The 17,606-nt window shown below is 70.5% G+C and carries 22 protein-coding genes and 1 pseudogene; 16 read left to right on the top strand and 7 right to left on the bottom strand.

Annotation, left to right across the window (positions count from 1 at the left end; all coding sequences use genetic code 11):
* Positions 1-61: 61 nt before the first annotated feature.
* From TR50_RS38035 to TR50_RS38020, 4 genes and pseudogenes are all read left to right on the top strand, one after another.
* Positions 62-358 (top strand): annotated as a pseudogene (locus TR50_RS38035) (hypothetical protein); the annotation flags it as partial.
* 62 nt (positions 359-420) lie between these two features.
* Positions 421-720, top strand: coding sequence for a hypothetical protein (locus TR50_RS38030; RefSeq protein ID WP_042433453.1), 300 nt, complete (start codon positions 421-423; stop codon positions 718-720).
* Positions 721-805: 85 nt separating this feature from the next.
* Positions 806-1,342, top strand: coding sequence for a hypothetical protein (locus tag TR50_RS38025; RefSeq protein WP_042433519.1), 537 nt, complete (start codon positions 806-808; stop codon positions 1,340-1,342).
* Positions 1,343-1,457: 115 nt separating this feature from the next.
* A complete protein-coding gene (locus TR50_RS38020; protein ID WP_042433450.1) occupies positions 1,458-1,661 on the top strand; it encodes a cold-shock protein in 204 nt (67 codons plus the stop codon).
* 468 nt (positions 1,662-2,129) lie between these two features.
* Here the strand turns inward: TR50_RS38020 and TR50_RS38010 are convergent, their stop codons facing one another.
* Positions 2,130-2,666: a hypothetical protein gene (locus TR50_RS38010; protein ID WP_042433448.1), complete on the bottom strand. Its 537-nt coding sequence runs from the start codon at positions 2,664-2,666 to the stop codon at positions 2,130-2,132.
* A gap of 283 nt (positions 2,667-2,949) precedes the next feature.
* On the opposite strand from TR50_RS38010, the gene TR50_RS38005 reads away from it, so the two are divergent.
* A complete protein-coding gene (locus TR50_RS38005; RefSeq protein ID WP_042433445.1) occupies positions 2,950-3,141 on the top strand; it encodes a hypothetical protein in 192 nt (63 codons plus the stop codon).
* Here the strand turns inward: TR50_RS38005 and TR50_RS38000 are convergent.
* Positions 3,138-3,422 carry a Scr1 family TA system antitoxin-like transcriptional regulator gene (locus TR50_RS38000; RefSeq protein WP_052441795.1) on the bottom strand — a complete coding sequence of 95 codons (285 nt, stop codon included), beginning with the start codon at positions 3,420-3,422 and terminating at the stop codon, positions 3,138-3,140. The two genes, TR50_RS38005 and TR50_RS38000, sit on opposite strands and share 4 nt — an antisense overlap.
* On the opposite strand from TR50_RS38000, the gene TR50_RS37995 reads away from it, so the two are divergent.
* Positions 3,413-3,817: a hypothetical protein gene (locus tag TR50_RS37995; RefSeq protein ID WP_052441794.1), complete on the top strand. Its 405-nt coding sequence runs from the start codon at positions 3,413-3,415 to the stop codon at positions 3,815-3,817. The two genes, TR50_RS38000 and TR50_RS37995, sit on opposite strands and share 10 nt — an antisense overlap.
* Before the next feature lie 435 nt (positions 3,818-4,252).
* Entirely contained in the window at positions 4,253-4,504 is a 252-nt protein-coding gene (locus TR50_RS49935; protein ID WP_042433507.1) for an ISL3 family transposase, read from the top strand.
* Between the two features lie 85 nt (positions 4,505-4,589).
* Here TR50_RS49935 and TR50_RS37985 read toward each other — a convergent pair whose 3' ends face one another.
* Positions 4,590-5,174 (bottom strand): SMI1/KNR4 family protein, encoded by a 585-nt coding sequence (locus TR50_RS37985; RefSeq protein ID WP_160311258.1) that lies wholly within the window; start codon positions 5,172-5,174, stop codon positions 4,590-4,592.
* A 99-nt stretch (positions 5,175-5,273) separates the two neighbouring features.
* Here TR50_RS37985 and TR50_RS37980 point away from each other — a divergent pair, with 99 nt between their 5' ends.
* A complete protein-coding gene (locus tag TR50_RS37980) occupies positions 5,274-5,873 on the top strand; it encodes a hypothetical protein (RefSeq protein ID WP_042433436.1) in 600 nt (199 codons plus the stop codon).
* 206 nt (positions 5,874-6,079) lie between these two features.
* Here the strand turns inward: TR50_RS37980 and TR50_RS49480 are convergent, their stop codons facing one another.
* Positions 6,080-7,396 carry a hypothetical protein gene (locus TR50_RS49480; RefSeq protein WP_052441792.1) on the bottom strand — a complete coding sequence of 439 codons (1,317 nt, stop codon included), beginning with the start codon at positions 7,394-7,396 and terminating at the stop codon, positions 6,080-6,082.
* Positions 7,397-7,643: 247 nt separating this feature from the next.
* Between TR50_RS49480 and TR50_RS37970 the strand changes: the two genes are divergently transcribed.
* Positions 7,644-8,504 carry a transposase gene (locus TR50_RS37970; protein ID WP_500804151.1) on the top strand — a complete coding sequence of 287 codons (861 nt, stop codon included), beginning with the start codon at positions 7,644-7,646 and terminating at the stop codon, positions 8,502-8,504.
* An 81-nt stretch (positions 8,505-8,585) separates the two neighbouring features.
* Here TR50_RS37970 and TR50_RS37965 read toward each other — a convergent pair whose 3' ends face one another.
* Positions 8,586-9,374: a DUF1206 domain-containing protein gene (locus TR50_RS37965; RefSeq protein ID WP_063775234.1), complete on the bottom strand. Its 789-nt coding sequence runs from the start codon at positions 9,372-9,374 to the stop codon at positions 8,586-8,588.
* Between the two features lie 458 nt (positions 9,375-9,832).
* Here TR50_RS37965 and TR50_RS37960 point away from each other — a divergent pair, with 458 nt between their 5' ends.
* Complete coding sequence (locus tag TR50_RS37960) at positions 9,833-10,294, top strand: hypothetical protein (RefSeq protein ID WP_160311257.1); 462 nt, start codon at positions 9,833-9,835, stop codon at positions 10,292-10,294.
* Between the two features lie 258 nt (positions 10,295-10,552).
* On the opposite strand, the gene TR50_RS37955 is transcribed toward TR50_RS37960, so the two are convergent.
* Entirely contained in the window at positions 10,553-11,200 is a 648-nt protein-coding gene (locus TR50_RS37955; protein ID WP_369405810.1) for a MarR family winged helix-turn-helix transcriptional regulator, read from the bottom strand.
* On the opposite strand from TR50_RS37955, the gene TR50_RS37950 reads away from it, so the two are divergent.
* The 6 genes from TR50_RS37950 to TR50_RS37925 all read left to right on the top strand — a co-directional run bounded on the left by TR50_RS37950 (position 11,186) and on the right by TR50_RS37925 (position 16,965).
* Positions 11,186-12,346 carry a PP2C family protein-serine/threonine phosphatase gene (locus tag TR50_RS37950; protein WP_042433429.1) on the top strand — a complete coding sequence of 387 codons (1,161 nt, stop codon included), beginning with the start codon at positions 11,186-11,188 and terminating at the stop codon, positions 12,344-12,346. The genes TR50_RS37955 and TR50_RS37950 overlap by 15 nt on opposite strands.
* Before the next feature lie 148 nt (positions 12,347-12,494).
* Complete coding sequence (locus TR50_RS37945) at positions 12,495-13,388, top strand: STAS domain-containing protein (protein ID WP_042433426.1); 894 nt, start codon at positions 12,495-12,497, stop codon at positions 13,386-13,388.
* Entirely contained in the window at positions 13,385-13,819 is a 435-nt protein-coding gene (locus TR50_RS37940; RefSeq protein WP_042433424.1) for an STAS domain-containing protein, read from the top strand. The genes TR50_RS37945 and TR50_RS37940 overlap by 4 nt, the downstream gene beginning before the upstream one ends.
* A complete protein-coding gene (locus TR50_RS37935; protein ID WP_042433421.1) occupies positions 13,800-14,255 on the top strand; it encodes an anti-sigma regulatory factor in 456 nt (151 codons plus the stop codon). Before TR50_RS37940 ends, TR50_RS37935 begins: the two co-directional genes overlap by 20 nt.
* Positions 14,255-15,319 (top strand): ATP-binding SpoIIE family protein phosphatase, encoded by a 1,065-nt coding sequence (locus TR50_RS37930; protein WP_042433491.1) that lies wholly within the window; start codon positions 14,255-14,257, stop codon positions 15,317-15,319. The genes TR50_RS37935 and TR50_RS37930 overlap by 1 nt, the downstream gene beginning before the upstream one ends.
* Before the next feature lie 245 nt (positions 15,320-15,564).
* On the top strand, positions 15,565-16,965 hold the full coding sequence (locus TR50_RS37925; RefSeq protein ID WP_236654760.1) for a PP2C family protein-serine/threonine phosphatase: 1,401 nt from the start codon (positions 15,565-15,567) through the stop codon (positions 16,963-16,965).
* Between the two features lie 20 nt (positions 16,966-16,985).
* On the opposite strand, the gene TR50_RS37920 is transcribed toward TR50_RS37925, so the two are convergent.
* The gene (locus TR50_RS37920) at positions 16,986-17,489 is read right to left on the bottom strand and encodes a MarR family winged helix-turn-helix transcriptional regulator (RefSeq protein ID WP_042433488.1); all 504 of its coding nucleotides are present in this window, start codon (positions 17,487-17,489) and stop codon (positions 16,986-16,988) included.
* Between the last annotated feature and the right edge of the window lie 117 nt (positions 17,490-17,606).

The raw sequence follows: 17,606 nt of genomic DNA, 5'->3' as shown, positions 1-17,606 counted from the left end.
CTTGGGCCGTTCGGATTGTGCGCAGGTTTCGTGTTTCGTGCGGAGAGGTTCGGTGACCGTGGTGGCGGGCAGGGACGCGGGGCGGCGCAGCCAGGAGGCCTCCGAGGCGGGTGCTCCGGGGCTGGGGCAGCTGTTGGCCGGTCTGACGGCGGTGCGGGACGGTGATTTCAGCACCCGGCTGCCGCTGCCGGAGGACGACGAGGGGCTGCTGGAAAAGATCGCCGTGGTGTTCAACGGCATGGTCGACCAGCTGTCGTTGTTCACCTCGGAGGTCACCCGGGTCGCCCGCGAGGTGGGCACCGAGGGACGACTCGGCGGGCAGGCGCAGGTCCCGGGCGTCTCAGGGACGTGGAAGGACAACTAGGGATCTCCACCGAAGACGCGTCGTGACAGGATGCTCGCCTCACCGAAGGGGCAAGCGTGGGCTGTCTCGGGTTCGTTCTGGCGGGCTTCTTCGCTTACGGCATCCACGACTCGTGGACCGCAGCGCTCGCCCTGAGCGCCGTCACGGTGGTGGCTGAGTTCTGGGCGGACCGCCACGAGAAAACCCGGCCGCACGTCTACGGATTCTGCTTCGGCTCCGCGATCGGCTACGGGTGCGCGGTTCTCGACGTCCACACCGCTGCTCTGCTGATCGCGACTGCCGTGTCCGCTTGGATGGCGTGGTTCCTGCATCGCCCGAGCGACGACGAGGCGACGTCTGCGCGAAGGAGCCGCTGAACTGGGCGTCCCTGCGCATCGAACGCCTGATCACATCCTGGCCACGCCAGGCACACGAGGTGCGCACATGTGGAAGGGTCTGCGCATGCGCAAAGCCCTCACCCTCACCGTGGCCACCGTCCTCACCCTCGGCTTGGCCGGCTGCGCCAGCAGCACTCCCAGCAGTGACGCCGCGAGCAGCAACCCCAAGAGCGGCGCCAGCACCAACACCGTCGCTGCTAGCGACAGCCTCACCGCCCCGCAGATCATGACCAAGCTGTCGGCGGCAGTCCCCACGGTGAAGCAGACCATCGTGTACACCGCCGCGACCGACCCCAACAGCCTCCTCGGCCGGCCCGGCCAGTACACCGCCGACATTCGGTTCAGCGACACCCGCGTGCCCAAGGACAAGACGCAATACGCCAAGGCCGGCGACGTCGAGTTCGGCGGCGCCATCGAGACGTTCGCGACCGTCCAGGACGCCCAGACCCGCGCCGCCTACGTGGAGAAGGTCACGCAGGCCATGGCCTCCTTGGCGGGCGAGTACGACTTCCAGCACGGGCACGTCCTGATCCGCGTCTCCCGGTTCCTCACCCCGGACCAGGTCGCCGCGTATAAGGCGTTCGCAGCCACACTGCCGTAGCGTGATCACCTGTAGTTCGCTGTCCGCCGTACCGCTTCACCTGCTGTTCGAGGACGCGACCCATCCAGGGGTACCCGCGATCCGGGTACCCCTTCGTCCCGAACGGGAGATCAGTATGGCTCAGGGCACTGTGAAGTGGTTCAACGCCGAGAAGGGCTTCGGCTTCATCGAGCAGGACGGCGGCGGCCCGGACGTCTTCGCCCACTACTCCGCGATCAGCGGCAACGGCTACCGCGAGCTCGTCGAGGGCGAGTCGGTCAGCTTCGACGTCGAGCAGGGCCAGAAGGGTCCGCAGGCCGCGAACATCGTCCGCGGCTGACCATGGATCGCCGCGGGCTGCAGCGTGCTCTCGATGCCGCTGGGATCCACCCCGACGCCTACGAGCTTGACGGCGGCCTACCGAACGAGGCCTACACGCTCGAGCAGCGGGCCGGAGGCTGGGCGGCGTACTACTCGGAACGTGGCCTGCGCACCAGCGAGGCCGTGTACGGCACTGAGGCCGAGGCGTGCGCCGACCTGCACCAGCGGCTCCTCCGAGACCAGACGGCGCTGCGCCAAACCTCCGAACAGCATGCCTCCCGGTGGCGTTGGCGACGTCGTCGAGCCTAAAGAGCGACAGCCCCGGCGCCCGCGCGGGCGCCGGGGCTTCGTGCTGTTTCAGGTCACTCGCCCTCCGGTGCGGCCTGCTCCTCGGCGGCGGTCGTGTCCGCGTCGGAGGCCTCGGTGTTCGTGCCGGCGTCGCCGTTGCTGGCGCCGCCACTTGTCTCACTGGGCATCTGTTCCCCTGTCAGCCCCAGTAGCCCCACGTCGCGGAGCAGTTGTTCGGGTGGTAGGTGTTGGAAGACCACAGTGCGTTGCCGGACGAGTCGTAGATCACGAAGTTGCCGTCGGCCTGGACGATCGCCTCGTGGGCGGTCGGCGTGTTGGTGTTCCACACCGGAGTGACGTGGGGGTAGCTCAAGGAGTCGTCGTTCCAGATGGTCATGTTGCCGTTGTACTGGAACTGCAAGTACCGAGTGATGAAACCGTCGGACACGAAGTTGGTGCCGGTGGCCCAGATGGGCTTGCCGTTGGCGGTGCAGTAGAGGACGAAGTTCCCGTCGGTCTGCATCTTCAGGACGGTGTTCGGCCCCCACCACTCGCTGGTGCCGTAGTAGGAGCCGTTGTCGAACATGATCGTCGTCTGGTGGCTGCAGCCGTCGCCGCCGGTGCAGCCGATGGTCGCGCTGGCGCTCCCCGCGGCAGCGACGGTGGCGCCGGCCGCGACCGCGAGCGTGGCGGCGGTCATGGCGATGGCGCGCTTGGTCTTTCCGAGGTTGAGCATGGTGTTCTCCCCCAGTGTGGTGGCCGCTGTTGGGCCGTTGGACGTTCCCCGTGTTCGTCCGCGTATCAGCTTGCCTGTTCACGGCCAGGCGTTGGAATGGCGTTGACTGGGCGTTCCCTTGGCGTTTCGCTGCTTGGGCCAGCCGTGCGCGAAGCAGCATGACCAGGCTGCCGGGGCCGCGGCGCGGAGTCCCCTTTCCCGTGCAAGTCCGTACATCCGCAGTCGGCTCGACGACGCTCGCTCGAGCGAACATCCGGGAGAGTCGCCTGCTCGTTCATCCGGCATGAGCACCCGCCCCTGGCCCGACCGTGACCTGTGCCCCGACTGCTGCGGCTGGGGCTACCAGCCCGGCACCAGCGGTACGGATCGGCCGGCCTGCCCGCGCTGCCACAGCCACGGCGGCCAGACCCCGCACGACCTCGGCTGCCCGGTGTGGGGGCCCGTCGTGCTCGTCCAGGGACCGGCGGCCGACTAAGGTCCGAGTGCGGCGCGGTTCCGGGCAAGGACGCGGTGCGCGCCAGCGCCGAACTCCGCCGCGGCCTCCAACACCGTCCATACCGTCACGTGCGGTTCGATCTCGGCGACGCCGACCAGGCGCAGCTCCGCGCCGATCGTCTCGACCATCACGAGCGCGTCGTCGTAGATCCAGAACCCATGTGACGGCACCACGGGCAGAGGCACGCCGAGCGGCACGACGCCGAGCCGTACGGTGTCCAGGCCGATCACACCCGTGAGCCGGTCCAGCTGTGCCGCCATCACCGGGAGCGGCCGCGCCCGCCTACCTCGGCGGTCAGATCGTGGGCGCCCTCGAGGTCTGCTGGCTGGAGCCGCCCGAGCGTGACGCGCGCCTGGAGCGCAGCCTGAACGCGCTGGCCGACCTGGCCGCCCACACGCTCACCCTGGACACGCCACCCCGGAGCACTGCTCCCGCCACAGTCGCGGACACCGACGTCACCCGGCTCGCCGACAGCCTGCCCGACCCGGTCATGGTGCTCACGCCTGCCTTCGACGCCCGCGGCCAGCTCAGCGACTTCACCATCGCCTACACCAACGACCGCTTCCAGGACCTCGCCGGACGCCCCGCCACCTGCGTCGAACGCCGCGGCCTGCGCCAGACGTATCCGGCGTTCATCCGGCCGGGCGCTCTGTAGAAGATCGAGCACGTCCTCGCCGCCCGAGATACTTCCTGATCGTCTTGCGATCCAGTCCCAGCGACGCGGCCAACTGGCTCTTGGAACGGCCCGCGTACCAGTGGACGTAGATCCCTGGGGAACCGTGACCGCCAGGGTGGGGAATTACGGGCTCTGTCGCTGATCTTGTGATCGGGCGGGTCTTGTCGGTGCAGCCTGTCATCGTGTCCGGGGTGTACTTCGCGGAGTTTCGACGCTCTTCACCCGCATCTGGCGGCCGTCGTGGTGGAGTTGGTCGAGCGGACGGTCGGTCAGATCACGATGCACGCCCGAGCACGGGCGGTCGACGCCCGGTGCCCTCACTGCGGCAGTGCCTCCAGGCGAGTCCACGGCCGTTATCTGCGACGGCTGTCCGACGCCGCAGTGGTCACAGGCCATGTCCGTGACTTCGCCACGATGATGCAGGACCTTACCAGCCACAACCTCCCAGCCTGGATGGGCCGCGTCGAGGACGACGAACTCCCCGCCCTGCGCTCGCTGGTCAACGGCCTGCGCCGCGACCAGGAAGCCGTCATCGCAGGCCTGACCAGCCCTTGGAGCTCCGGCCAGGTCGAAGGCCAGAACACGAGAGTCAAACGGATCAAGAGGGACGGCTACGGCCGCGCCGACTTCGACCTCCTCCGCGCCCGAATCCTCCACCGAACCTGACCCGGGACGCCGGAAGCGACCAAGCCGGATACGCCGCCGAGCTTGCCCGGCGAACTTGCACAGCCAACTGAACAGACGCAGGGCGCTACCACCAGTCCAGCGTCCCATTTCTGCGCAGCTTGGGCGGCTCCACTCGATGCGCGAAATGCTGGTCGAAGCGCTCCATCGCTTCCGCCACATGGTGGAGCCAGGTGCCGAGCGTGGGCCAGCCCAGGAAACCGGCGCCGTCGTCGTGGGGAGCCCGGCCGAGGTGGTCATGCCATATGCCCGGGCCTGCCTCGATGAAGCTGAGGCTGACGTCGCCAGCGAACGGCACCCAGTGCTCTCCCCACCACGGTGTTTCTGCCTGGTCGGGATCCTCCGGCTCCCAGAGCTCCATGCGCATGCGACGGGCGGCGACGATTTCTTCCGCCGACAGCAGCTGGCTGCACGGCAGCGCAGTCCCGAAGCGGGTCTCACCGTCGTGGCAGAGCAGGGACTCGCACAGGTCGCGTGGCAGCGGCATCCCGAAGACCGACTCGGTCCGGGCGATGGCGTCGGGCGTGGCCGGTGGGTTCAGGCCCGCGAAGCTCGCCGGGGCGTGCACGCCGAGCCACGCGTCGATACGCCGCCACGACTCCGAGACGGGCGGGATCACAGCATCGATGAGGTTCCTCGGAGGATGAATCACGCGTGGATGGTGCCACGCGGCACCGACAGCGACGACGCGCGGCCCGGCCGAGGATTCGCCGGAGCCCAATGGCATGATCCCCCCGAAGGAGGTGACGTCATGCGCAAGGACGTGGTGAGGTTCGCCGAGCTGGCCGGCATTTCGGCAGGGCCGGTCGACCCGTCGGTGCCGTGGGAGCGGTCGCGCGAGGCATCCGGGGTGGAGTTCCCTGCCGACTACCGGGAGTTCATCGATCTGCTGGGACCGGGGGAAGTGCGCAGCTATCTCAGTGTCAGCGCGCCTTGGCCCTGGTACGGCTCGCCTCAGGGCGAAGCGGGCTTCGCCAGCTTCATCGGCATGACGACCAACGAAATGGGGCCGGTGTTCCGGGAGATGCGCGACGACGATCCATGCTTGTGCCCCTTCCCGATATTTCCCGAGAAGGGTGGGCTGCTTACCTGGGGCGGCACCATCCAGGGCGACCAGTTCTTCTGGCTCACCAGCGACCCTGACCCGATGGAGTGGCCGGTCGTGGCCTGGTTCCGCGGCAAGGAGCTGAGGCAGGCCTGGCGCCGGTACAACATGCGATTTGTCGCCTTCCTGCTCCACTCGCTGGCCGGCGAGGACCCAGACATGCGGGAACTGCTCGACTGGCCCGACGAGCCAATTTGGAAGGCCGCAGCTTCCGAGGACGACGCCCGCTTCCTCCACCGAACCTGACCCGCCCGATCACAAGATCAGCGACAGAGCCGAATTACGTGACGCTCAAAGCGTCAACGCCGGGGAAATGCGTGATCGCCCACACGAAAACGGCCAGGCATGCTCTTCGTTCCCCAGATGGTTGAACACATCCCTTCTCGGCGTCACCCGACCTGCGCTCAACCGTGTCTGCCTGGAAGGCTGTGTGTAAATGCGAGGGTCTGAGGTCAGATCGGCAGGGCGCCTGGGGGAACGCCGTGAACCGCGCCGTACGGCGTCAGCGCCAGCACTCCGCGGCCCCGGGCCGACGTGGCAGCCCCCACTCCAAGCGGATTGATACTCAGGGCGCCGGCCAGCTTGGGAGCCATCTCCAGCAGGGCGAACTCCCACTCGAACTCGACGTCCCCACCTTCTGCGATCAGTCGGGCGCGTTCCTGCTGCTCGAAGGGCAGCGGCTCACCGATCTCCCATTCCGGGTCGCCCGCCGCACCCTCGTCGTCGGAGGCGCCACGGCGGATGATGACCCCATGCTCGGCCACGAGCCAAGCGGATCCGTCGTTCTGGGCCCCGAAGAAGTACGCCTGGGCAGCCCCGTAGCGGGCGCTGAGCTCCTGGCACACGCGCGCGACGTCATCGCTGCGCTCCTCATCGATCGGGCTGGACCAGCGCCCTACGACGAGGGTCCAACCGTCGAGTTCCGGGGTGACGAAGACCCGGGCGTACTGCGGGTAGGGCGGCCCGTCTTGGAAGTCGTGGCTGTCGCTGTCGGCTGCGGTCGCGCCGAGGACGAACGTGGCCGGCTCCGGATCGCTGAGTCCGAGCAAGTCGAGAAGGCCCGCCTGGTCGCCGGTGCGGACCGCGATCCAGGCCAGGAAGCACGCGGTGAGCGGTTGTGGGTTATCGTCCAGTTGCTTGACGTTGATCAGTCGGCGGATAGCCGCCTGATCCGCAGGGTCAAGCTCGCGGGGGTCGACGAGGTCTGCCAGGACCGTCAAGGCACCGCGTCGCAGGCCACCAGGACCCCCGCGGCGAACGTGGCTCAGCATGGGGGCGACGTCCGCGCCCAGCCGCGACAGAGCCAGGGTTGTGCTGTCTCGCACCTGCCGGTCGGCGTCCGCAAGCAAGGGCAGAAGCTGCTCCGCATAGGGCAGAGCTGCCGAACCACATCCCCCAAGGCCTGCCGCCACTGCCGCGCGCACCGTAGGCGACTCATGGCGCAGTACACCGACGTAATCGGCCAGGCAGTCCGTTCCGAAGCCGCGCACAACGTGGCCCAGACGCCTGGCCACCTCTGACTCCGCATCTGACTGCGCCGAAGCGGCGAGTGCTTCTACGACGGCGCCGAACGCAGTCCGGCCGAGCAGCTTGAGTGTGACCGTGTACATCGACGATGCGCGGGCGCTCGCATGCTGCGCCAGTGCCATCAAGAGACAGTCGACCGTGACCGCCCCACGCTGCTGCAGGGCGTCGCGTGCAGCGACGCGAATCGCGGCGTCGTCGCTGTCGAGATCGTCGATGAGGGCTTCGACCGTCGGCTGTGGCACGCGAGCATTCTGCCTCAGCGCTGTCGTGGTGCGATCGCCAGCACGAGGTTGTTGCACTGGGGAATCGGACCAGCAGGTCTGTCCCATGCCTGAGCGGGTGGTGGGGATTTTCAAGGCTCTGACCGCGCTTGCGGATGCTGTTGGTGATCTTCGCTCGTCTGGGTGATGCTGGCTGGTCATCGTTGCCGGTTGCTCCGGCCGCTGCTGTGCTGGTTGGAGCGGGGTGCTGCGGCGGCCGAGGGCCGCGATGGGCATGGGCTCGTGGGCGGGACAGGTCATCCCGCCGTTGACGGTGCGGATGGCTCGAGCGAGAAATCCGCGGGGCACGGCGGCGATGTGGGTGCGGGACCACCTGGATGGGTTGTTCGCCGACGAGGACTTCACGGACTGGTTCCCCGCGGATGGCCGCAAGGGCCTCTCGCCGGCCCAGTTGGCGCTGGCTTCGATGCTGCAGTTCGCCGAGAACCTGACGGACCGGCAAGCTGCCGAGTCGGTTCGCTTCCGGATCGACTGGAAGTACTGCCTGGGGCTGGAGTTGGACGATCCGGGCTTCGACTATTCGGTCTTGAGCGAGTTCCGCGATCGGATGGCTGACGGGGACCGCGCTGATCGCTTCCTGGCGGTGATGGTTGCCCGCTTGGTCGGCGCCGGTGTGGTCAAGCAACGCGGCCGGGTCCGCACCGACTCGACCCACGTCCTGGCCGCGGTCCGTCGTCTCAACCGAGCCGAACTGGTCGCCGAGACCCTACGGCTGGCCCTGGACGCACTCGCCCTACACGCCGACGACTGGCTCGCCCGTTTGGTGACGCAAGGCTGGGACGAACGCTACGGTCGGCCGGTCCGCTACGACCGGCTGCCGCGAGGCAAGGAGGCCGTGCTCCCACAGCCGCCCGCCGCCCGCGGTCGCAGGCAGCAGCCGCCGCCCGGCCTCGTTGACCCGGACCAGGTCTCCGTGCCGGTCGACGACCAGCACGGGGTAGGGGGCATCGCCCCATGTCGCAACGGTGCTGAGGCGGGTGTCGGGCGGTCGGGCGGAGGAACTGCGGGAAGTAGCCAAGAGCGGAGGCGCGCGGCCTGCGCACCTCACCACCTTCCTGCCGGTAGGTGACGTATGTCCTCGGCCACCGTTGCGTATCGGCTCGCGGTCGTGCAAGTCGGGAAGGAAAGCCTCAGGCAAACCACACAACCCTCAGTGCGGGACGCCGCCGAGGCTACGACGCCAGCGGGCCTCGGCGAAGCAGTAGAGGCCGAAGGCCACCAGCCCGCCCGCGACCAGGACCAGCGCGAGGGGGCCGACCGGGGTCCGGGCGAAGGAGCGCAGGGTCGCGTCGAGTCCCTTCGCCCGGCTCGGGTTGTCGGTCAAGGCGGCGGTCAGGGCGAAGACGCCGACCGCGGCGACGACCGCTCCGCGGGCGAGGTGTCCGACCTGTCCCAGACGCAGGATCGGCTCGCGGGTGCGCCGGTTCATCCAGCCCGTGCGCAGCTGCTTCGCGAAGCGCCCGCTCGCGGCGCGGACCACCGTGGCGACCCCGATGCCGATCACCAGCAACGCCAGGGCGATGAGCAGGACACGCCCGCCGGTCGACTGCAGCAGGCGGGCGGTGACGTCGTGGGCCCCGCTGTCGGAGGAGCCGGGGCTGCGCCCGTCGGCGACGAACTCAGCCGTGGTCCACGCGGCGACGGCGTAGCTCACGGCCCGAAGGGCGTCGAGCAGACGGTGCCCGACCTCCTGGCGCGCGGACGCCGCCAGCAGCGCACGCCACAGCGCCAGCCCCGCGAAGCCGATGACCAGGAGCCACAGCAGCACGGCGCCGAAGGGCTCCCCGGCGATCGCGGCCAGCGCCCCCGTACGGTCGAGCTCGGGCGTCCCGAAGCCCAGAGCGACCATCCCCGCGAGTGCTCCGATGATGACGTAGACGACGCCGCGGGCGACGAAGCCGGCGCGCGCGAGGACGTTGACTGCCTTGGCGGCAGGCAGCCGCCGCAGCCCCTAGCGTCCGTGCCGGCCCCGGGGCCGGCCCCCTCGGCGAGCACGCCAGTGTCGTCGCTGTCCGGTCGGAAATGTCCAGTCCATCACAAGCCTCCCATCCGGGCGGCTGCCCCGCGCCGCAGCCGCCAAACGGGCGCGCCGTCGAGCCGTCGCCCCGGCAGCGGCAGCCCCCCTGACGAGGCCTCACCGCACTCCTCGAGTCCTGTGCCGGCGGAACGTCACCTCCGCCGGTGTCGCTCGCCCTTGACGTGGCGGGCGCGCGGCTGCCCGACGGCTGTCAGCCGTGTCGCGCTCTGCGCGCGCATGGACACGTGGGGGCAGGGCAGACGCCTGTCGGCCCAGGGGAGGATGCCCCGGGCCCTCGTCCACGGGGAGCGGGAGGCATCATGATCGTGGTTGGTCTCGTCATCCTGATAGCCGCGGTCGTCGTCGGGGTCGCCGGAGCGGTGAGCAACACCGGTTCGGCGCACGGTCTGGGGGGCGGCTTCTCGGTGTTCGGCTACGAACTGACCGGCTCCGAAAGCAGACTGTTCCTGTTCGGCATCGTCGTCGGTGCACTGGCTGTCGTCGGGCTCGGCATCCTGGTCGCGGGCGCGCGCCACAGGTCGCGTCTCGGACGCCTGGCGCGGGCTGACGTGCGGGAGTCCCGAAAGCAGGCGGCGGTCGCCTGGCGCGAGCGCGACAGGGCCGCCGAACAGCACAAGGAAGCCAAGGAGCAGGCTGCGCGGGCGCGTGCCGAGGCCGCCGAGGCCCGCGCCGAGGCGGCCAAGGTCAAGGCGCGGGCCGTCGGCCCGTCGTCCGGGGGCAAGGCTGCCGCGCCGGGCGCCAAGGCCGGAGCTCGCGGAACCCGCCCTGCCTGGCTGCATCGCTTCCAGGCCCGCCGCGGAGCGGACAGCCGGCACGTGTGAGGGCGAGCCCCGGGCCACCGGCCCGGGGCGCTTTCCCGCCTCCTGGGCATGCGCGCCGATCGGCGCTGTGCCCGACCCGAAGAGCCGTCATGGGTTCTCGGGGTGGGGTCTTCGACGGTCGGTCGGCGGCACAACACAATACTTGCCGTGTGACAACAGTAGCCGTGAGGCAACAATCTTGTCCCGGGTGCTGAAGCGGCTGCTGGGAGGTGGGTACGCGATGTCATGCTCAGCGCGAGCGCGCTTGCCCGGAAGCCCTCAGGCGGTACGGGCGTCGCCGTTCGTCTCGCCGTGCAGCTCGTCGTACGCGGCGTCGCGAAAGGACTCCAGACCCCGCACGAGCGCCTGGCGCCTGCTGGCGGACATGCGGGCCAGGACGCTCTGCAGCTCCTGCACGCGACGGGTCCGCAGCTCGCCCAGCAGGGCGTGGCCGGACTTGCTGAGGTGCAGCCGCACCTCCCGTCGGCTGGCGGGGCTCGGTGTGCGTTCGATCATGCCCATCGCCTCGAGTCGGTCGCACAGGCGACTGACCGACGGAGGGGTGGAATCCATGGTCCCGGCCAGCGTCCGCAGGTTGATTCCGTCGTTGTGCTCCAGAATGAACATGGCGCGCAATTGCGACGAGGACACCGGCCCGGTCAGAGCCCGCCCCCACAGAACTTCGAGCAGTTCGACGGCATCCGAAGCGATGCGCGCCGCGTCGGCGCGCTGCTGCTGCTCGAGCTCGGAGGGATCCACAGTGACACTTTGGCAGGCTTCGCGCGGGATGTCAGCCTGCACCCGTACTGCGGGCGGGTCCTGCCACGGCGTCGCCGCAGCGTCCGAGCGCTGGGCTGCCGCCTCGTCCCCGCGGGACCGGCCCTTCGAGGAGAACAGGCGGACGCCGTCATCGTGAACAGATTCCACGCGGTGGAGCGCGCGCTGCGCCGGGCTGCTCCCCACCAGCTGCTGGACGTGCTCCGCGAGGAGCTGGCCGGACGGTACGCCTCCTCCTCGGTCGCTCTGTACATGGCCGACTACGGGATGAGCGTCCTGCAGCCGGTGTCCGTGCTCCCGCACACCGACGAGCCGATCTCGGTGCACAACACCGCGCCCGGCCGGGCCTTCGGCTCCCAGGAGCCGTTCGTGGAGGAGACGGCGGAAGGGCTGAGGGTGCACCTGCCGGTGACGGTGCGCGGGGACCGCCTCGGCGTGCTGACCCTGTCCTTCGCAGGAGAGGGCCTCGCGCCGGAGACGGTCGAGGAGCTCCAGGAGATCGCCGAGGTGCTTGGCCACGAGGTGCTCGTCGCGGAACGCGACACGGATCTCTACCTGCAGGCCAGGCGCAGGACCCGGCTGACGCTGGCGGCGGAGATGCAGTGGCAGCTGCTGCCCGGCCGCTCCTGCTCGCGGCGCGAGTACGAGATCGGTGCGGGGCTGGAGCCCGCGTACGCGATCTACGGAGACAACTTCGACTGGTCGGCCACCGCCGACCGGCTGATGCTGTACGTCACCAACGGCATGGGCGAGGGAATCGAGGCCTCGCTGCTGACCAACCTGGGCATCAACGCGCTGCGCAACGCCCGCCGCGCGGGGATCTCCATCGAGGACCAGGCCGCGCTGGCGGACCAGGCCGTCTACGCCCAGCACCGGGGCAGCCTCTACCTGTCGGTGCTGCTGCTGGACTTCGACCTGGGCAGCGGGCGGGTGAAGGTGGTGGACGCCGGATCGCCGCGGATGCTGCGCATGCGGGCGAAGGGCACGGTGGAGATGGTCGACCTGGACGCGCAACTGCCCCTGGGCATGTTCGAGGAGACCGACTACATCCCGCAGGAGTTCCGCGTCGAGCGGGGCGACCGGCTCCTGTTCGTCAGCGACGGGGTGTACGAGGTCGCGTCCCCTCTGGGTGAGCGGTACGGGGAGAAGGCCCTGGCGCAGGCCATGCTGGCCACGCGCCTGCTGCCGGCGGCGGAGGTGCCGCGGGCGGTGCTGCGGGAGCTGACCGTGTACCGGGGCCGGCCGATGCCGGACGACGACGCCCTGGTGGTCTGCCTGGACTGGCACGGCCGGTGACAGACGTCACAACGTTCGTGAATTCTGAGACGTTCAGCACCCGCTCCGGCCTGTCGGGCCTGTCCCGCTCTGAGTAAAATTGCCGGACGACAACAGATGCCAGACGGCATCGGATGTCCGGCCATCCGTAGGCGAAAGGTTAGTGCGCGTGTCCGAGCAGCAGATCGGCGACGAGTGGTCGTCGGCGAGCCAGGTGGGGCAGGCACTACGTCACCGCCGCGAACAGATCGCCCAGCGCTGGGCCGACGCCCCGCTGTTCCGTACGGTCTTCACCGTCTCGAGGGACGAGGCGGTGGAGGCCTGCAAGGCCGTGCTCGACGCGCTGGCGGAGGTGGCGGAAGCCGGGCGCGTGGAGGACGTGGACGCCCCCGGGTTCTTCGTGGTGCGTGAGCAGTTGGCGCGGATGTCCGCCTCCCGGGCCCGTACGGGCCTGAGTCCGGCGCAGATCGCCGGGGAGGTCGCCGCGCTCCGCTCGTCCGCCGTCGAGCACCTGACGGCGGAGTTGGAGCAGGAACCGACGGCCGTGGTCCACGGAGCGCTGCTGGCACTGACGACGCTGATGGGCACGCTGCGGCTGGTGGTGATGGAGACCGCGCTCAGCGACGGCGCCGAATTGATCAACCGTCAGCGTCAGCAGCTGCTGGAGGTCGCGACGCCGGTGATCAAGCTGTGGGACGGGATCGTCGCCGTCCCGCTGATCGGCACCCTGGACAGCGCCCGGAGCCAGGTGGTGATGGAGAGCCTGCTGGAGGCGATCGTCGCGCAGCAGGCGAAGTACGCGATCCTGGACATCACCGGAGTGCCCACCGTGGACTCGCTGGTGGCGCAGCACCTGATGAAGACCGTCGCCGCCGCGCGCCTGATGGGTGCGGAGTGCGTGGTCTCCGGGGTCCGTCCCGCCATCGCCCAGACCATCGTGCAACTCGGCCTGGACCTGGGCGGGGTGGTCACCCGCGCGACGCTCGCCGACGCCCTCGCCTTCGCGCTGCGCGGGCTGGGGGTGGGATTCGGGCCGACTTCGCAAGGGGCGGTCGCCCGATGACGGAGCAGCCCATGTGGCTGCCCCAGGCGCACGTCCCGGTCCTGCGGCTGGACGACGTGCTGCTGGTGGCCATCCAGGGCGACCTGCAGGACAAGAACGCCGAGCGGCTCCAGTACGACGTCCTCCGGCACATCGCGGACAACCCGGCGACGGGGGTGGTCATCGACATCTCCTCCGTCGAGGTGGTCGACTCCTTCCTCGGCCGGGTGCTCGCGGAGATCGCCGCCGGGGCCGGGCTGCTCGCCGCGCAGACCATCGTTGCCGGCATGCGCCCCACCGTCGCGATCACCCTGGTGGAACTGGGGCTGACTCTCACCGGGCTGCGCACGGCCCTGGACGTCCAGAGCGCACTGCGCATGCTCCGCGAGCATCCCGCACCGGCCGCGCGCGAACACGGTGAGCGAGGCGCGTATGACAACGACCGGGACTGACACGCACCGTGGATCGCCGACCTGCCTGCCGATCCGCTCCGACATGGATCTGATGTGGATCCGCCAGGAGGTCAGGCGACTGGCCACCGAGGCGCAGTTCTCGCTGGTGCAGCAGACCAAGCTGGTCACCGCGGCCAGTGAGCTCGCCCGCAACACCCTGGTGCACGGGGGCGGCGGGCACATGGAGGCCACCGTGCTGAACGAGGGCGTCCACACCGCGGTGCGTCTGGTCTTCGCCGACTCCGGGCCCGGCATCGCGGACGTCGACCAGGCCATGTCCGACGGCTACACGTCCGGCGGAGGACTGGGCCTGGGCCTGGGCGGAGCGCGCCGGCTGGTCCACGACTTCCGTCTGGACAGCGAGCCCGGACGCGGGACGACCATCACGGTCGTCATGTGGCACGGCGGCGTGCCGCCCACCCGGCAGGCCATCTGATGCCGGAGCTGTGGGAGATTCCAGTACAGGACACCACCCGGGTCCACGACGCGCGGGTGGCCGCCGAAACCGCGGCCCAGCAGGCCGGGCTCGGGCCCGATCGCGTGGCCGCCGCGGCCCTGGTGGCCACGGAACTGGCCACCAACCTCCTCAAGCACGCCGGCGGCGGGCGGATCCTCATCGACGAGGTCGCCTGCGGACCGGCCGGGCAACCGCACCACGACGAACCGGTGGTCCAGATCGTCGCCGTCGACCACGGTCCGGGCATGCCGGATGTGGCGCGGGCACTGCGCGACGGATACTCCACGACCGCTTCCCTCGGCGCGGGCCTGGGCACCTGCCGCCGCCTCGCGGACGCCTTCCAGGTGCACAGCACCGTCGGCCGGGGCACGGTGGCCCTGGCCCGTCTGACGGTCAAGGGCGATCGTCGCCCCCCGGCAGCGCCCGTCGACGCGCCGGTGCGCGTCGGCGGGATCCGCGTCGCCCTCGGCGCGGCACGCAGCTCCGGCGACGCCTGGACCAGCGTCCTCCGTCAGGACCGGTTCGTGGTGCTGCTGGCCGACGGCCTGGGCCACGGTCCCGCCGCGGCAGCTGCCGCCCACAGCGCCGTCACGTCCCTGCGCAACCGCCCCGAGCATGACCCTGTGGGAATCCTGGACCGCCTCCACGCCGAGCTGCGCGGCACGCGCGGCGCGGCCGTGGCCGTGGCCAGCATCGATCTCCGCACCGAGACGCTGCTCTTCGCCGGGATCGGCAACATCGGCGCGCGCACCGGCCACACCGACAGCTGGGAGCACCTCCTCAGCCACCCCGGGATCGCCGGAGCACACCGCCCCGCACGTGTGCCGCTGCGCCGGGCCCCCTGGCGCCCCGGCAGCGTCCTGGTCATGCACACGGACGGACTGCCCAGCCGATGGGAGCCGCCGCACGATCCGGTCCAGCACCACTACGACCCCGCGGTGCTCGCGTCCGTGATCCTGCGTGACGCCAGCAGCGCCGCGCTTCCCGCCCGTGACGACACCACGGTGACGGTCGTGACCGACTCCCGAGGGGGCGGCGCGTGAGGCCGGACCCGAACGCGACCTGGCCCGTCGCGTCGCCACAGGACCTGGCACCGGTCCGAGCCGCGCTCTCGCACGCCCTCACGGCTGCCGGCGCCCCCACCGCAGAGCGCCTTCGGCTGCTCGCCGAGATGAGCGCCCACCTGAGCGCCGGCCTCGATCAGACCGCCGTCCACCAGGTGAGCGTGCACCCCGGACCGAGCGGCAGCGACACAGGCAACCGTGACCCGCGGCTGACCGTCCGTTGCGTGGCACAGCCCGCGGACCGGCTCGCATGGGAGCGCACGGTCGCGTGCCGCGACCCGCAGGCGGGGCTGCGCGCAGCGATCACGGCCACCGCGTCCGACCTCGACGCGGCGCCCGTGCGCGCGGACCGGGACATCGCCGAGCTGCTCGCCCGCCTCGACGAACAGTCGGAACTGATCCGCTCACACCGCGACGAACTGCACCACACCAACCAAGGCGTCCTCGCCCTCCACGCCGAACTCGACACGGCCGCCAAGGAACAGCGCCGCCTGCTGGCCGCGGAGCGCGCCGCCCACGCCCAGGCGGAGGAGGCGCGGCGCCGTCTGCTGTTCCTTACCGACGCCAGCGCCGCACTCGCCGCCTCGCTCAGCCACGACGCCATCATCAACGCACTCCAGGACCTGCTGGTCCCCGCCTACGCCAGCGCCGCCCAGGTATGGCTGCCCGACGACGCAGAAGTCCCCGGCGGGAGGCGCCACCGGGCAGCAGACACCGGCCCCGACGCCGTGGAGATCCGCAAACCGGCACCGCTGAGGCTGCCGCTGACGGCCCGCCGCACCACCATCGGCGTGCTGAGCCTGGTCCCCTCAGGCGAATCCTTCGCCGCAGACGACATCACCATGCTCCGCGAGCTGGCACACCGCACAGCCGTCGCACTCGACAACGCCCTGCGCTACGAGCGCCACCGGGACACCGCCGAGACGCTGCAACGCGCCCAGCTCACCGATCTCCCGGATACGCGGACCACCCTTCTCGCCGCCCGGTACCTGCCCGCCACCCGCGGTCTCAACATCGGCGGCGACTGGTACGACGCCTTCACCCTGCCCGACGGCAGCGTCACCCTCGTGGTCGGCGACGTCACCGGCCACGGGCTGCGCGCCGCGGTGATGATGGGGCAGCTGCGCACCGCGCTGCGGGCCTACGCCGTCGCCGGAGACGGCCCCGGCACCCTGCTCTCGAAGCTCCACGCGTTCATCCACCACCTCGACCAGGAGCTGTACGCCACCGCCGTCGTCGCGCGGATCCAGCCGGGCGAACCGACCATCACCTGGGCTGCCGCCGGGCACCCGCCGCCCCTGCTGCGCAGCCCGAACGAACGCGTCCGCCTCCTGGAGGAGAAGTCCGGGCCGATGCTCGGCCTGCCCCTCGAGCGCCCGTTCGACGAGCACACCGCGCCCTTCCCACCTGGCTCCACGTTCCTGCTCTACACCGACGGACTGGTCGAAAGGCGCGCGGACGGAATCGACCTCGGCATCGAGCGCCTCGGCCGGGCCCTGGGCGGCATCGACGCCGCCGCACTGTCCCACGACCTCGACAAGGTCGCCGACCTGCTGCTCACGCCGATGCTCGCCGACAACGAGGGCGAGGACGACGTCTGCCTGCTGCTGTGCCACGCGCCCTGACCACGAGAGCCCAGCCGCGGTCACGTGTCCGACGCGCCCGGCCCGCCTTCGCGCGGGTGGCCCACGCCGTGGGCGTGCAGCGCCCGGAGGCCGCCCACCAGGGCATCCCGATCGTCCGGCGTCATCCGGGCCAGCGAGGCCGCCAGCTCATGATGTCGCCGCGCGGTGACGGCCTTGACCACGCGACGCCCCTCGGCGGTGACACCCAAGACCACTTCGCGTCGATCACCGGGGCGGGAACGCCGCTCCAGCAGACCGGCCGCCTCCAGCCTCCCGCACAGCCTGCTGCACGCGGGCGGACCCACGCGCAGCGCCTCGGCGAGCCCCGTCATGTTCACGCCCGGCTCCCGGACGACCGCCTCCAGAGCGCGGAACTGGTAGCCGGACAGCTGCGGCGCGACATGACCCAAAGCCGAGCTCCACATGGCCACGAGCTTCGCGACGGCCTGCGAGACCTCATCGGCGGCCGCCGCGTCGGGGCCTTCCAATGCCAGAGGATGAAGCCAGTTCTCGTTCGTCTGCACACTCGTTGCGATAGCCGTCACCAGGAACTCTCGCGAGCGCATACCCCGGCGCGCGGCCCGCAACCCCGGATCCGCCGACCGGCCTCATCGCCACGGCGACGCCGCGCCGCGCCCCTT

It is taken from the genome of Streptacidiphilus anmyonensis, assembly GCF_000787855.1.
Lineage (GTDB): Bacteria > Actinomycetota > Actinomycetes > Streptomycetales > Streptomycetaceae > Streptacidiphilus > Streptacidiphilus anmyonensis.
Note: the sequence above shows the minus strand (reverse complement) of the source record. Positions and strands in the feature narration are given on the sequence as shown.

Coding starts and splice junctions, on each gene's coding strand:
- TR50_RS38025 (WP_042433519.1), top strand. CDS start 806: ATGCGCAAAGCCCTCACCCTCACCGTGGCCACCGTCCTCACCCTCGGC.
- TR50_RS38005 (WP_042433445.1), top strand. CDS start 2,950: ATGAGCACCCGCCCCTGGCCCGACCGTGACCTGTGCCCCGACTGCTGC.
- TR50_RS38000 (WP_052441795.1), bottom strand. CDS start 3,422: ATGGCGGCACAGCTGGACCGGCTCACGGGTGTGATCGGCCTGGACACC.
- TR50_RS37935 (WP_042433421.1), top strand. CDS start 13,800: ATGACAACGACCGGGACTGACACGCACCGTGGATCGCCGACCTGCCTG.
- TR50_RS37980 (WP_042433436.1), top strand. CDS start 5,274: ATGCGCAAGGACGTGGTGAGGTTCGCCGAGCTGGCCGGCATTTCGGCA.
- TR50_RS37970 (WP_500804151.1), top strand. CDS start 7,644: ATGGGCATGGGCTCGTGGGCGGGACAGGTCATCCCGCCGTTGACGGTG.
- TR50_RS37930 (WP_042433491.1), top strand. CDS start 14,255: ATGCCGGAGCTGTGGGAGATTCCAGTACAGGACACCACCCGGGTCCAC.
- TR50_RS37940 (WP_042433424.1), top strand. CDS start 13,385: ATGACGGAGCAGCCCATGTGGCTGCCCCAGGCGCACGTCCCGGTCCTG.
- TR50_RS49935 (WP_042433507.1), top strand. CDS start 4,253: ATGATGCAGGACCTTACCAGCCACAACCTCCCAGCCTGGATGGGCCGC.
- TR50_RS38010 (WP_042433448.1), bottom strand. CDS start 2,666: ATGCTCAACCTCGGAAAGACCAAGCGCGCCATCGCCATGACCGCCGCC.
- TR50_RS38020 (WP_042433450.1), top strand. CDS start 1,458: ATGGCTCAGGGCACTGTGAAGTGGTTCAACGCCGAGAAGGGCTTCGGC.